We start from the raw sequence: 14,209 nt of genomic DNA on the forward strand, positions 1-14,209 counted from the left end.
AAATTTTCGTATCATCACAGTAATACGGACTTACACAATAAAATTTCTCGCGCATAATATCTCATCAACCGTTGCTGACAGGCCGTTAAGGCCAGGGATGAAAGATGAAACATTTACGCGTGGTGGCCTGCATGATCATGCTGGCGCTGGCGGGATGCGATAACAACGATAAAACCGCCCCGACGACTAAAAGCGAAGCGCCAGCCGTAGCGCAGCCCTCGCCCGCGCAAGACCCGGCACAGCTACAAAAGCTGGCGCAGCAAAGCCAGGGCAAAGCGCTCACGCTATTAGACGCCTCCGAAGCGCAGCTCGACGGCGCGGCGACGCTGGTGCTGACGTTTTCAATTCCTTTAGATCCTGAACAGGATTTCTCCCGTGTGGTTCACGTGGTTGATAAGAAAAGCGGCAGCGTTGACGGCGCATGGGAGCTGGCGCCAAATTTAAAAGAGCTAAGGTTACGTCATCTGGAACCTGAGCGCGTGCTGGTGGTCACGGTTGATCCCGCCGTTAAGGCGCTGAATAACGCCACCTTCGGCAAGTCTTATGAAAAAACGATTACCACGCGTGATGTCCAGCCCAGCGTCGGCTTTGCCAGCCGGGGATCGCTGCTACCGGGGAAAATCGCGGAAGGACTGCCGGTCATGGCGCTTAACGTCAACCACGTTGATGTGAACTTTTTCCGCGTTAAGCCCGGATCGCTGGCGTCATTTGTCAGCCAGTGGGAGTACCGTAGTTCTCCCTCTAACTGGGAGTCCGACCATCTGCTGAAAATGGCGGATCTGGTTTATACCGGTCGTTTTGATCTTAATCCGGCGCGCAATACGCGTGAGAAACTGCTGCTGCCATTAAGCGATATTAAGCCGCTGCAACAGGCGGGCGTATATGTGGCGGTAATGAATCAGGCTGGACACTACAACTATAGTAATGCCGCTACGTTGTTTACCCTTAGCGATATCGGCGTGTCCGCGCACCGTTACCATAATCGGCTGGATATCTTTACGCAAAGCCTGGAAAACGGCGCGGCGCAGTCGGGAATTGAGATCGTTCTTCTGAATGATAAAGGTCAGACGCTGGCGCAGGCGACGAGCGACGCGCAGGGACATGTGCAACTGGAAGCTGATAAAGCGGCGGCGCTATTACTGGCGCGTAAAGAGGAGCAGACCACGCTGCTCGATCTCACGCTTCCGGCTCTGGATCTGTCGGAATTTAATGTCGCTGGCGCGCCCGGCTACAGCAAGCAGTTCTTTATGTTCGGCCCGCGCGATCTCTACCGACCGGGCGAAACGGTTATCCTCAACGGATTACTGCGCGATAGCGACGGTAAAACGCTGCCCGATCAACCCGTTAAGCTGGAAGTGGTAAAACCAGACGGACAGGTGATGCGTACCATCGTCAGCCAGCCGGAAAACGGGCTATACCGTTTGAATTATCCGCTGGATATCAACGCGCCGACCGGCTTGTGGCATGTCCGCGCCAACACCGGCGATAATTTGCTGCGGAGTTGGGATTTCCACGTGGAAGACTTTATGCCGGAGCGGATGGCGCTCAACCTGACGGCGCAAAAAACACCGCTGGCGCCTGCGGATGAGGTGAAATTCTCCGTTGTCGGCTATTACTTGTATGGCGCGCCTGCTAACGGCAATACCCTGCAAGGGCAACTTTTCCTGCGTCCGCTGCGCGACGCTGTCGCGGCCTTGCCTGGCTTCCAGTTCGGCAATATTGCTGAAGAGAATCTTTCGCGCAGCCTGGACGAAGTTCAACTGACGTTGGATAAAGGCGGACGTGGTGAAGTGAGTGCTGCCAGCCAGTGGCAAGAAGCGCATTCGCCGCTGCAGGTAATTCTACAGGCCAGCCTGCTGGAGTCTGGCGGTCGTCCGGTCACTCGTCGCGTAGAGCAGGCGATTTGGCCTGCCGATACGTTACCGGGAATTCGTCCACAGTTCGCCGCCAAAGCGGTATACGACTACCGTACGGATACCACCGTTAATCAACCGATTGTCGACGAAGACAGCAACGCCGCATTCGATATTGTTTACGCCAACGCGCAGGGCGAGAAAAAAGCGGTGTCTGGTTTACAGGTGCGGCTCATCCGCGAGCGTCGCGACTATTACTGGAACTGGTCGGAAAGCGAAGGCTGGCAGTCGCAGTTTGATCAAAAAGATCTGGTGGAGGGCGAGCAGACGCTGGATCTGAACGCGGATGAAACCGGAAAAGTCAGCTTCCCGGTGGAATGGGGCGCGTACCGTCTGGAGGTCAAAGCGCCGAATGAGACGGTCAGCAGCGTTCGTTTCTGGGCCGGCTATAGCTGGCAGGATAACAGCGACGGTAGCGGCGCGGCGCGTCCGGATCGCGTCACCCTCAAACTGGATAAAGCGAATTATCGTCCAGGCGACACCATGAAATTGCATATCGCCGCGCCGGTCGCCGGTAAAGGTTATGCCATGGTGGAGTCCAGCGACGGTCCGCTGTGGTGGCAGGCGATCGATGTGCCGGCACAAGGTCTGGAGCTCACGATTCCGGTGGATAAAACCTGGAATCGCCACGATCTCTATCTCAGTACGCTGGTGGTGCGTCCCGGCGATAAATCTCGTTCCGCGACGCCAAAACGCGCCGTGGGGTTACTACACCTACCGCTGGGGGATGAAAACCGCCGCCTCGATCTGGCGCTGGAAAGCCCGGCTAAAATGCGCCCGAATCAGCCGCTCACCGTCAGGGTGAAAGCCAGCGTTAAACACGGCGAAATGCCAAAACAGATCAACGTGCTGGTCTCCGCGGTCGATAGCGGCGTATTGAATATCACCGATTACGCGACGCCGGACCCGTGGCAGGCGTTCTTCGGTCAAAAACGCTACGGTGCGGATATCTACGATATTTACGGCCAGGTCATTGAAGGGCAGGGGCGGCTGGCGGCGTTGCGTTTTGGCGGCGATGGCGACGACCTTAAGCGCGGCGGAAAACCGCCGGTAAACCATGTCAATATCATCGCGCAGCAGGCGCAGCCGATCACGCTCAATGAGCAGGGCGAAGGGGTCGTAACGCTGCCGATTGGCGACTTTAACGGCGAACTGCGGGTTATGGCGCAGGCATGGACAGCGGACGATTTTGGTCGCGGCGAAAGCAAAGTCGTTGTCGCCGCGCCAGTGATTGCCGAGCTGAATATGCCGCGTTTTCTGGCGGGAGGGGATGTTTCGCGACTGGTGCTGGACGTCACCAATCTGACCGACCGCCCGCAGACGCTGAATATTGCGCTCGCCGCCAGTGGGTTACTGGAACTGCTTAGTCAACAGCCGCAACCGGTCAACCTGGCGCCGGGCGTGCGCACCACCTTATTCGTTCCGGTACGCGCGCTGGAAGGTTTTGGCGAAGGCGAAATCCAGGCGACCATTAGCGGTCTGAATCTGCCGGGAGAAACCCTCGGCGCGCAGCATAAGCAGTGGCAAATCGGCGTGCGTCCGGCCTGGCCTGCCCAAACGGTAAATAGCGGCATTGCGCTGGCGCCGGGAGAGAGCTGGCATGTACCAGAGCAGCATCTGGCAAACGTCTCGCCAGCCACGTTACAGGGACAACTGCTATTAAGCGGAAAACCGCCGCTCAATCTGGCGCGCTACATTCGCGAGCTGAAAGCATATCCGTACGGGTGCCTGGAACAAACCGCCAGCGGGTTATTCCCGGCGCTGTATACTAATGCCGCTCAATTGCAGTCGCTCGGTATTACCGGCGATAGCGATGAAAAACGGCGCGCCGCGGTGGATATCGGCATCTCCCGCATACTACAGATGCAGCGTGATAACGGCGGTTTTGCGCTATGGGATGAAAATGGGGCGGAAGAGCCCTGGCTAACGGCCTACGCGATGGATTTCCTCATTCGCGCGGGCGAGCAGGGATATAGCGTCCCGCCGGAGGCCATTAACCGGGGCAATGAGCGACTGCTGCGCTATCTGCAGGATCCCGGCACGATGCTGATGCTGATTCGTTATAGCGATAATACCCAGGCCAGTACTTTTGCCGCTCAGGCTTACGCCGCGCTGGTACTGGCGCGTCAGCAGAAAGCGCCGCTCGGCGCGCTGCGCGAAATCTGGGAGCGCCGTAGTCAGGCGGCTTCAGGACTGCCGCTGATGCAATTGGGCATCGCGTTAAACACGATGGGTGATGCCAGACGCGGCGAAGAGGCCATTACGCTGGCTCTGAATACGCCGCGTCAGGACGAACGGCAATGGATAGCGGATTACGGCAGTTCTCTGCGCGATAACGCTCTGATGTTGTCGTTACTGGAAGAGAACAACCTCAGACCGGACGCGCAAAACGCGCTATTAAGCTCGCTTTCTGAGCAGGCCTTCGGTCAGCGCTGGCTCTCTACCCAGGAGAACAATGCCTTGTTCCTCGCCGCGCATTCGCGACAGGCCAGTGCGGGCGCCTGGCAGGCGCAGACCTCGTTAGAGGCGCAGCCGCTGTCGGGCGACAAGGCGCTGACCCGTAATCTGGATGCTGACCAGCTAGCCGCCCTTGAGGTGACGAACACCGGTAGCCAGCCGCTATGGCTGCGTCTGGATAGCAGCGGCTATCCCTCATCTGCGCCTGAGCCTGCCAGCAACGTTTTGCAGATTGAACGACAAATACTGGGGACCGATGGTCAGCGCAAATCGCTTTCCTCGTTGCGTAGCGGCGAACTGGTGCTGGTCTGGTTAACGGTAGTGGCCGATCGCAATGTGCCGGATGCGCTGGTGGTGGACCTGCTCCCGGCCGGGCTGGAGCTGGAAAACCAGAATCTGGCTGACAGCAGCGCCAGCCTGCCGGAGAGCGGTAGCGAAGTGCAAAATCTGCTTAATCAGATGCAGCAGGCGGATATTCAGTATATGGAATTCCGCGACGATCGGTTTGTGGCTGCCGTCGTTGTCAATGAGGGCCAGCCCGTGACGCTGGTCTACCTGGCGCGCGCGGTAACGCCGGGGACGTACCAGCTTGCGCAACCGCAGGTGGAATCGATGTACGCGCCTCAGTGGCGGGCAACCGGCGCGAGCGAGGGGCTGCTGATTGTGACGCCTTAAATGAACGGTTGGCGTGGTAAACGTGGCCGCTGGCTGTGGCTGGCGGGCGCGCCGCTTTTTATTTTCCTGGCGTTATGGGCGGCGGATAAACTCTGGCCGCTGCCGCTCAATGAGGTCCATCCTGCGCGGGTCGTGGTAGCCCATGACGGTACGCCGCTGTGGCGCTTTGCCGACGCCGGGGGGATCTGGCGTTATCCGGTGACGATTGAAGAGGTCTCTCCCCGCTACCTGGAGGCCTTAATCAATTACGAAGATCGCTGGTTCTGGCGGCACCCTGGCGTTAACCCTTTCTCCGTCGCGCGCGCGGCATGGCAGAATCTTACCGCCGGGCGCGTTATTTCCGGCGGCAGTACGCTGACTATGCAGGTGGCGAGACTGCTGGACCCGCATTCGCGCACGTTCGGCGGTAAAATCCGCCAGCTTTGGCGCGCCCTCCAGCTTGAATGGCATTTGTCCAAGCGCGATATCCTGACGCTGTACCTGAACCGCGCGCCGTTCGGCGGCACGCTACAGGGTATTGGCGCTGCAAGCTGGGCCTACTTCGGCAAGCCGCCCGCGCGCCTGAGCTACGCTGACGCGGCGCTGCTGGCCGTATTGCCGCAGGCGCCGAGCCGGTTACGCCCCGACCGCTGGCCTGCGAGAGCCGAAGCGGCACGAAATAAAGTGCTGGATCGGATGGCGGCGCAGGGCGTCTGGCCTGCCGAAACGGTACGCGAGTCGCGTGAAGAACCGGTCTGGCTGGCGCCGCGTCAAATGCCGCAACTGGCGCCGCTTTTTGCCCGAATGATGTTGAGTAAAAGCCAGAACGACAAAATTGTGACCACGCTGGACGCCGGATTGCAGCGGCAACTGGAAGATCTGGCGCGGGCATGGAAAGGGCGGCTACCTGCACGCAGTTCGTTGGCGATGATCGTCGTCGATCATACCGATATGAGCGTGCGCGGCTGGGTAGGATCGGTAGACCTTAATGACGACAGCCGTTTTGGTCATGTCGACATGGTAACGGCGATCCGATCGCCGGGATCGGTACTCAAACCCTTTGTGTATGGTCTGGCGCTGGATGACGGCTTGATCCATCCCGCATCATTATTACAGGACGTTCCGCGCCGCACCGGAGATTACCGCCCGGGAAACTTCGACAGCGGATTTCACGGCCCGGTCAGCATGAGCGACGCGCTGGTACGCTCGCTGAATCTGCCTGCCGTTCAGGTGCTTGAAGCCTATGGGCCGAAACGATTTGCGGCAAAACTGCGTAACGTCGGCCTGCCGCTATATTTGCCTGCTGGCGCGGCGCCCAATCTTTCGCTGATTCTGGGCGGCGCGGGCGCGCGGCTTGACGAGATGGCGGCGGCATACAGCGCGTTCGCTCGTCATGGGAAAGCGGCGAAACTACGGTTACAGCCGGACGATCCGCTGTCGGAAAGACCATTAATGTCGCCGGGAGCGGCGTGGATCATTCGACGGATTATGGCGGATGAAGCGCAACCCTTGCCGGATAACGCGCTGCCGCGCATTGTGCCGTTGGCGTGGAAAACTGGCACCAGCTACGGCTATCGCGATGCGTGGGCTATTGGCGTTAACGCGCGCTATATCATCGGCATCTGGACAGGCAGACCCGACGGCACGCCTGTGGTGGGGCAATTTGGTTTTGCCAGCGCGGTGCCATTGCTTAATCAGGTCAATAATCTGTTACTGGCGCATACGGGACGCCTGCCGGAAGATCCGCGTCCGCAGGCGGTAAGCCGCGGCGTCATTTGCTGGCCGGGCGGACAGACTCTCCCTGCCGGAGACAGCAACTGTCGCCGCCGACTGGCGACATGGCTGCTCGATGACAGCCAGCCGCCCACGCTGCTGTTACCTGAGCAGGAAGACATCAACGGTATTCGTTTCCCGGTCTGGCTGGATGATACGGGGCGGCGTGTCGCTGCCGACTGTCCGCAGGCGCGTGCGCATACGTTTATCGTCTGGCCGCGGCCGCTGGAGCCGTGGCTGCCGCCTGCGGAAAGACGTAGCGCCCGCTTGCCCGCGGCGTCCGACCACTGTCCGCCGCTAAAGGGCAGTGATGCCGCGCCGTTAATGCTGTCAGGAGTGAGGGATGGCGCGGTGATCAGGCAATTGCCAGGCCAGGAAAACGTTACGCTGCCCGTCTCGACTACCGGCGGCAAAGGGCGTCGCTGGTGGTTTTTAAATGGTGAACCTGTTAATGGCGAAAATAATCGCCTTTCTTTATTACTCAATATCGCTGGACGTTATCAACTTGTCGTAATGGATGAGTCCGGTCAGGTTGCAGCGGTTAATTTTGAATTAATACGTTAACAACTCTTCAGAATAAATTATGAATTTCATTTAATTTAAAGTTAATGAGAATTATTAATTTTTCCGAAATTACCCTTAATGAGGGAGCTTGATAAATATCAAGAGATCTAACACTTAAAAACGTGAGAATGGGTTTTTATTTGACGAGTCGGATCATGAAAAATATAAAAAGCCAGGGAAATGGCGAACAGCCCGCTATTTCTCGCCGCCACTTTATCCAGGCCAGCTCCGCGCTTATTGCGTTACCCTTTGTCTCCTCGCCAGCTACCGCTCAGGCGCGCGCTGTGACAGCAACTGAAAACAGTCCTGCGGAAAAAGTCGTTCAGACATGCAGCACTTTTGACTGCGGGGGCAAATGCGATATTCGGGCGCATGTTAGTGACGGTATCGTGACGCGAATTTCAACGCGACCGGATAATGCGCTGGATGCGCAAATGCCGGTGATGCGTGCCTGTGTTCGTGGACGCGCATACCGTAAATTTGTTTATCATCCTGACAGACTTAAATATCCCATGAAGCGCGTAGGAAAACGCGGTGAAGGAAAGTTCGAGCGAATTTCCTGGGATGAAGCGACAACCTTAATCGCCGATAATTTAAAATCGATTACTGAAAAATATGGCCCGGCTTCGCGTTATGTTCATGTTGGTACCGCCGTTTCCGGCGGCACCTTTTCCGGCGATAAAATGGCGCGTCGCCTGCTGAATCTGACCGGCGGCTATCTCGAAAGCTACCATTCTGTGAGTATGGGCAACACGGCGGCCGCGACGCCTTATACTTACGGCATTGCCGCCAGCGGCAGTTCGCTGGATACGCTTTTGGAGACCAAACTGGTGATTCTGTGGGGCCATAACCCGACGGAGACCATTTTTGGTCATACCAACTATTTCTTGCAGAAGATGAAGCAGAACGGTACGCGGTTTATCGTGGTCGATCCGCGCTATTCCGACACCGTTTCGTCGCTGGCGGATCAGTGGATCCCGCTACTGCCCACCACCGACAATGCGCTGATGGACGCGATGATGTACGTCATCATCAGCGAGAATCTGCACGATCGCGCATTTATTGCGCGCTACGCTATCGGTTTTGACGAAGACTCAATGCCGGAAGGCGTACCGGCTAACGAATCGCTGGTGGCGTATCTGACCGGCGCCAAAGACGGTGTCGTTAAGTCCCCCGAGTGGGCGGAAAAGATCACCCATGTGCCGGCGCAAACCATACGCCAGTTAGCGCGTGATTACGCGAATACCAAACCCGCCGCGTTGATTCAGGGGTGGGGACCACAGCGCCACAACTGCGGCGAGCGCACCGCGCGCGGCTCGACTCTACTGGCGACCATTACCGGTAATGTCGGCATCAAAGGCGGTTGGGCTGCGGGTTACGGCGGCTGCGCTAACCGTAAATTTGCCGCGGGTCCGGAGATGCCGGATAACCCGGTAAAAGCCAAAATTTCGGTGATGAACTGGGTGCAGGCCGCAGACGACGCCAGCAAAGTGACGCCGGATATGGGGCTGAAAGATGCCGATAAGCTGGACAGTAACATCCGTATTCTGTTCTCGCTGGCCGGGAACTATCTGGCGAATCAGAACCCCGATCTGCACCAGGCGGTACGCGTACTGGAGGATGAATCAAAGATCCAGTTTATTGTCGCCAGCGATCTGTTTATGACGCCGAGCGCGAAATACGCTGATCTACTGCTGCCGGAAACCAGCTTTATGGAACGCTGGAACATCGGTGAAACCTGGGGCACGGCAAGCTACCTGATACTCTCTGAAAAACTGATCGAGCCTGAATTTGAGCGTCGCTCCGACTACGACTGGCTACGTGAGGTGGCGGCGAAATTAGGCATTGAGAATGAATTTAGCCAGGGGCGCGATGAGAAAGCGTGGATTGAACACATCTGGGAACAGACGCGCCTGGCGATGCCGGACGAAAATCTGCCGGATTTCGCCACGCTGCAAAAGACCCGTCAGCATCTGTTCAAAAGCGCGCCATTTATCGCCTTTGAAGACAATATTCGCGATCCGGAAAATCATCCGTTCCCGACGCCGTCAGGGAAAATAGAGATCTTCTCGAAGCGCCTGTACGACATGCAGCATCCGGAAATCCCGGCGTTATCGCACTACGTTCCCGCGCATGAAGGCCCGGAGGATGCGCTGGCGAAAGATTTTCCGCTCCAGTTAATTACGTGGAAAGGAAAAAACCGCGCCAACTCAACGCAATACGCTAACCCGTGGCTGATTGAAGTGCAGCAGCAGACATTGTGGATCAACCCGCAGGATGCGCAAAAGCGCGGCATTACGCATGGCGACATGGTGCGCATTCATAACTCACGCGGGATTTGCGAAATCCCGGCGGAAGTGACGCCGCGTATTATTCCTGGCGTTGTCGCGATGCAGGCCGGCGCCTGGTGGCAGCCGGATGAGAACGGTATTGATAAAGGCGGCTGTGCGAACGTCCTCAGCTCGGCCCGTATTACCGCGCTGGCGAAGGGAAATTCACATCAAACCATGCTGGTGGAGGTGGCTAAAGCATGAGTCAGTTTACACATTACCCGCCGGTGAGCGATAAACAACTGGGATTTTTCATCGACTCCTCACGCTGCTCCGGTTGTAAAGCCTGCCAGGTGGCCTGCAAAGACAAAAACAATCTGGAAGTAGGCCGTCGTTTCCGCCGCGTCTATGAAGTCAAGGGCGGAAGTTTCATCCCGACCGGGCAGGGCGGGGTCAGCAATAACGTATTTGCTTATACGCTTTCCATTTCCTGCAACCACTGTGCGGACCCTGTCTGCACCAAAAATTGCCCGACTACCGCTATGCATAAACGCCCGGGCGACGGCATCGTGCGTGTTGATACCGACAAATGCGTCGGCTGTGGCTATTGCGCCTGGTCCTGCCCTTACGGCGCGCCGCAGCTTAACGAGCAGACCGGCCAAATGTCCAAGTGCGACATGTGCGTTGATTTACTGGCGAAAGGTGAACCGCCCGTCTGTGTCGCGACCTGTCCGCTGGAGGCCATCAAGTTTGGCCCGATTGATGAACTGCGCGCGAAGTACGGTAGCGTATGCGACGTTAACGGGCTGCCAGATTCATCAATAACCAAACCTAATCTGGTTGTCAAAGCGCATCAGGGCGCAGAAAAAGAGGGTAAACGCCATGCATGAGTTACCGCTGCTGATTTTTACGCTCTGTTTGCAAGGGTCTGTGGGTGTGACTCTGTGGCTGGCGTTGGGCCGCCAGTACGCCGTAGAGGGACGGGTGCCTGCACACGGCGCGCTTCCCGCGATGGCGGGGGCGTTTGTACTGGCCTGCGTAGGGCTGCTTGCTTCAGCGCTACACATGGGCTATCCCCTGAATGCGCTAAATGCGTTACGTCATGTCGCCAGTTCGTGGCTGAGTCGCGAAATCGTCTTTGCCAGCCTTTATCTGGCGGCGCTGGGGCTAGGGGTTGTGCTGCTGTTTTTCCGAAAGCCAGGCTGGCAGCCGCTGCTGGCGCTGGCGGCAGCGTTCGGGCTGGTGGATGTATTCTGCATGGCGCAGGTTTATATCCATGCCTCGGTGGCGACCTGGCAGCATAGCAACACGCTGGCGCTGTTCTTTGGCACGTCAGGCATTATCGGCTCGGTAGTCATTGCGCTGGCTTATCTGCGCAACGCTGGCGCCGCAATGCGCTGCGCTGTGGTGGTGGTCGCACTGATGGTGCTGATTCGCCTGATCATGCAGCCGCTATGGCTGGCGGATATTAATGCGGTGGATACGACGGTCGTCACTTTCCCGCATCATCCGCTACAGGCGCTGGCGCAGTTGCGCGACGTCTATCTTCTCGGCTGGTGTGTCTCAGCGGCGGGAATGCTCTGCTTTGCCGCAGGCGGTCTGCGAAACGCCAGAGGGACGCTGGTGGCGGGCAGCGTATTGCTGCTTATCGGCGAGATTATGCTGCGCTACGTCTTCTTTAGTATTGGCTGATGGTTAACCTGACGATCGATCCGGCGGTAGACGTGACGCAGGCCTGCGTCCGTCGTCGCTTTCGTTTTTCTTCCTGCCGCGCTTGCGCCGATGTTTGTCCGGCGCAGGCGTTTTCACTGGCGCAGGGGCAGGTCAGCATAGATACGACGCGCTGCATAGCCTGTGGCGACTGTCTGTTTGTCTGTCCTGTTGACGCCATTACCGGTATCAAATCGGTTAAACGCTTTGTGCAGGGGGATACGTTGGTGGGGCCGTTTTCGCTACAGGCGCCAACGGTCGATGAACTGCTTCTCTGGCACAGCCAGTATGGTATTCGCTTTATTGATATTGCGGTGGAGCGATCGGCGCAGTGGCTGATGGCGCTGGCGGGGCTAAATTTAGCGCTGCGCCGCTACGGCGAGCCGGGCTGGTCTTTCAAACACGTTGTCGGCGCGGAGATTAACGCCTCGCGGCGCACTCTGTTTCATGTTCCGCGCGACGCCATTACTCCGTGCGCCGTCGAGCCGGGGAAACGGCGTCTCAGACAGGCGTTTTCCGCGTTCAGCGAATGCGTACCCGAAATCAGTCCGCAAGAGTGCAGGATGTGCGGTGCCTGCTGGCGAAGCTGCCCGGAGAACGTTATCCAGTTTGACGACAATACCCTGACGATAGCGGCGGTGCGTTGTACGGGATGCGGCGGCTGTGCGGCGGTATGTCCGCATCAGGCGCTGCGGCTGCGGTTTGACGTGGAACCCGCCTCAACGCGGCATAGTGCGGTGCATACGCTCATCTGCGAAAGCTGCAAACGTACTTTCCATGCTCTCACGCCTGAACACACGCACTGCGTGCTGTGTCAGTCCCCTGAGTTTGCTGTGCGCCTTTAACTTTTGTTGCTAATGCTCATTTTATTTTAAAAAAATGTTACCTGCATCCATAGGCAATTGATGGGATGCTCTTTATAATCCGCGCCTGACATAACAACAGAACATATTTCAGAGGTAAACATGGCTATTGAACGGACTTTTTCCATCATTAAACCCAACGCGGTGGCAAAAAACGTTATTGGCAGCATCTTTGCGCGCTTTGAAGCTGCAGGGTTCAAAATTGTTGGCACTAAAATGCTGCACCTGACCGTTGAGCAGGCGCGCGGCTTCTATGCTGAGCACGACGGCAAGCCGTTCTTTGACGGTCTGGTGGAGTTCATGACCTCTGGCCCTATCGTGGTATCCGTGCTGGAAAGCGAAAATGCGGTACAGCGTCACCGCGATCTGCTTGGCGCCACCAATCCGGCGAACGCGTTGGCGGGTACGCTGCGCGCCGACTACGCTGATAGCTTAACTGAAAACGGCACCCACGGTTCGGATTCGCTGGAATCCGCGCAGCGCGAAATCGCCTTTTTCTTCGGTGAAGGCGAAGTGTGCCCGCGCACCCGTTAATCTCCTTCGTCTTTCACGCTGCAAATGCGTTGGCGATAAATTATCGGTTCAAATATTATTTTTGCTAATGCCGCGTGCAGACGTGGCATCCTTACGCCAGAATTTGTACAATGCAGCGCCCCCGGACGAGCAGTAAGCTTACCGGGGCGTTTCTTTTTTCAACCCTCCAGGGGCCATAACGTGTAATAACGAGGCCGGAATAGCATATGTCTGAACAAATTGTCACACCTGAAAGCAGTACCCCGGTAGTTCTTAACAACGAAACAAAAATCAACCTGCTGGATCTCAACCGTCAGCAGATGCGCGAGTTTTTTAAAAACTTAGGTGAAAAGCCTTTCCGCGCCGATCAGGTGATGAAATGGATGTATCACTATTGCTGCGATAATTTTGATGAGATGACCGACATCAACAAAGTGTTGCGCGGCAAATTAAAAGAGGTCGCGGAAATCCGCGCGCCGGAGGTCGTTGAAGAGCAGCGTTCCTCAGACGGCACCATTAAGTGGGCGATTGCTGTCGGCGATCAGCGCGTTGAAACGGTCTACATCCCGGAGGACGACCGCGCTACGCTGTGCGTCTCTTCACAGGTAGGGTGCGCGCTGGAGTGCAAATTCTGTTCAACTGCGCAGCAGGGCTTTAACCGCAACCTGCGCGTATCGGAAATTATCGGTCAGGTCTGGCGTGCGGCGAAAATCGTCGGCGCGGCCAAAGTCACCGGCCAGCGTCCGATCACCAACGTGGTCATGATGGGGATGGGCGAGCCATTGCTTAACCTGACCAATGTCGTACCGGCAATGGAAATTATGCTCGATGACTTTGGTTTCGGCCTGTCCAAACGTCGTGTCACGCTCTCAACGTCCGGCGTGGTGCCTGCGCTGGATAAACTGGGCGATATGATAGATGTCGCGCTGGCTATCTCCTTACATGCGCCGAATGACACTATTCGCGACGAAATCGTCCCGATCAACAAAAAATACAATATCGAAACGTTCCTGGGCGCGGTTCGCCGCTATCTGGAGAAATCCAACGCCAATCAGGGGCGCGTGACGATTGAATACGTAATGCTTGACCACGTTAACGACGGCACTGAACACGCGCATCAACTGGCGGAGCTACTAAAAGAGACGCCTTGTAAGATTAATCTGATTCCGTGGAACCCGTTCCCTGGCGCGCCGTATGGCCGCAGCTCTAACAGCCGTATCGATCGCTTTTCTAAGGTTTTGATGAGTTATGGTTTCACGACCATCGTACGCAAGACGCGTGGCGATGACATTGATGCGGCATGCGGACAGTTGGCTGGCGATGTGATTGACCGTACCAAACGTACCCTGCGTAAGCGTATGCAGGGAGAGGTGATTGACATCAAGGCTATTTGATAGCAGTTGCGCCACGGGGCATTCATTATACCGTGGCGCAATGTCAGTTGAATAATGTCTGGCGTTGTACTTGTCTGGTCAATAATAACGGTGCGTTT

8 protein-coding genes are annotated in these 14,209 nt (G+C 56.9%); all 8 read left to right on the forward strand.

Features of this window, described 5'->3' with window-relative positions; genetic code table 11:
- Positions 1-104: 104 nt before the first annotated feature.
- The 8 genes from J4650_RS08850 (at position 105) to J4650_RS08885 (ending at position 14,111) form a co-directional block, all read left to right on the forward strand.
- Positions 105-5,045: an alpha-2-macroglobulin gene (locus J4650_RS08850; protein WP_023993593.1), complete on the forward strand. Its 4,941-nt coding sequence runs from the start codon at positions 105-107 to the stop codon at positions 5,043-5,045.
- On the forward strand, positions 5,046-7,361 hold the full coding sequence (gene pbpC / locus J4650_RS08855; protein WP_023993594.1) for a peptidoglycan glycosyltransferase PbpC: 2,316 nt from the start codon (positions 5,046-5,048) through the stop codon (positions 7,359-7,361).
- A 155-nt stretch (positions 7,362-7,516) separates the two neighbouring features.
- The gene (locus J4650_RS08860; protein WP_023993595.1) at positions 7,517-9,895 is read left to right on the forward strand and encodes a DMSO/selenate family reductase complex A subunit; all 2,379 of its coding nucleotides are present in this window, start codon (positions 7,517-7,519) and stop codon (positions 9,893-9,895) included.
- Complete coding sequence (locus J4650_RS08865; protein WP_000077436.1) at positions 9,892-10,521, forward strand: DMSO/selenate family reductase complex B subunit; 630 nt, start codon at positions 9,892-9,894, stop codon at positions 10,519-10,521. The genes J4650_RS08860 and J4650_RS08865 overlap by 4 nt, the downstream gene beginning before the upstream one ends.
- Positions 10,514-11,323: a dimethyl sulfoxide reductase anchor subunit family protein gene (locus J4650_RS08870; protein ID WP_000544875.1), complete on the forward strand. Its 810-nt coding sequence runs from the start codon at positions 10,514-10,516 to the stop codon at positions 11,321-11,323. Before J4650_RS08865 ends, J4650_RS08870 begins: the two co-directional genes overlap by 8 nt.
- Positions 11,323-12,186, forward strand: a complete 864-nt coding sequence (locus J4650_RS08875; protein WP_023994422.1) for a 4Fe-4S dicluster domain-containing protein — start codon at positions 11,323-11,325, stop codon at positions 12,184-12,186. The genes J4650_RS08870 and J4650_RS08875 overlap by 1 nt, the downstream gene beginning before the upstream one ends.
- A gap of 120 nt (positions 12,187-12,306) precedes the next feature.
- The gene (gene ndk, locus J4650_RS08880) at positions 12,307-12,738 is read left to right on the forward strand and encodes a nucleoside-diphosphate kinase (protein WP_000963846.1); all 432 of its coding nucleotides are present in this window, start codon (positions 12,307-12,309) and stop codon (positions 12,736-12,738) included.
- Between the two features lie 206 nt (positions 12,739-12,944).
- On the forward strand, positions 12,945-14,111 hold the full coding sequence (locus tag J4650_RS08885; protein WP_000003206.1) for a bifunctional tRNA (adenosine(37)-C2)-methyltransferase TrmG/ribosomal RNA large subunit methyltransferase RlmN: 1,167 nt from the start codon (positions 12,945-12,947) through the stop codon (positions 14,109-14,111).
- The last annotated feature ends 98 nt before the right edge of the window (positions 14,112-14,209 follow it).

The organism is Salmonella sp. 32120201201600049SM, from assembly GCF_017572835.1.
Lineage (GTDB): Bacteria > Pseudomonadota > Gammaproteobacteria > Enterobacterales > Enterobacteriaceae > Salmonella > Salmonella enterica.

Coding starts and splice junctions, on each gene's coding strand:
- J4650_RS08850 (WP_023993593.1), top strand. CDS start 105: ATGAAACATTTACGCGTGGTGGCCTGCATGATCATGCTGGCGCTGGCG.
- pbpC (WP_023993594.1), top strand. CDS start 5,046: ATGAACGGTTGGCGTGGTAAACGTGGCCGCTGGCTGTGGCTGGCGGGC.
- J4650_RS08860 (WP_023993595.1), top strand. CDS start 7,517: ATGAAAAATATAAAAAGCCAGGGAAATGGCGAACAGCCCGCTATTTCT.
- J4650_RS08865 (WP_000077436.1), top strand. CDS start 9,892: ATGAGTCAGTTTACACATTACCCGCCGGTGAGCGATAAACAACTGGGA.
- J4650_RS08870 (WP_000544875.1), top strand. CDS start 10,514: ATGCATGAGTTACCGCTGCTGATTTTTACGCTCTGTTTGCAAGGGTCT.
- J4650_RS08875 (WP_023994422.1), top strand. CDS start 11,323: ATGGTTAACCTGACGATCGATCCGGCGGTAGACGTGACGCAGGCCTGC.
- ndk (WP_000963846.1), top strand. CDS start 12,307: ATGGCTATTGAACGGACTTTTTCCATCATTAAACCCAACGCGGTGGCA.
- J4650_RS08885 (WP_000003206.1), top strand. CDS start 12,945: ATGTCTGAACAAATTGTCACACCTGAAAGCAGTACCCCGGTAGTTCTT.